At 65.5% G+C, this 258-nt stretch carries 1 protein-coding gene; it reads left to right on the forward strand.

Annotated features, from left to right (window positions below; translation table 11 throughout):
- Positions 1–29: 29 nt before the first annotated feature.
- Positions 30–258, forward strand: a 229-nt coding sequence (locus tag SB752_RS32800) for a hypothetical protein (RefSeq protein ID WP_410719563.1), incomplete at its 3' end; no start/stop codon positions are given.

The raw sequence follows: 258 nt of genomic DNA on the forward strand, positions 1-258 counted from the left end.
GGGACGTTGCCGTCGACGAGAGGGGCTGCATGGTCTGCGACGTGGACCCCGCCGAAAAGGTGGACAGCGTTGCGCCGGTCAACGTTGCGTTTCCCGATGAATTGAAGCGAGCGCCGCGCGCCGTGCATTTCGAGCGCGACGGATATGTCTGGTGCCGGCCGTCGACGCTCGCGGGCGTGACGAGCCTGCTGCGCGAATATACCGATCGGAGCCAAGTGCGTCTGGTTGGCGGTAACACGTCGGCCGGTGTGTATCCGC

The organism is Brevibacillus sp. SIMBA_040 (genome assembly GCF_046535075.1).
Classification (GTDB): domain Bacteria; phylum Bacillota; class Bacilli; order Brevibacillales; family Brevibacillaceae; genus Brevibacillus.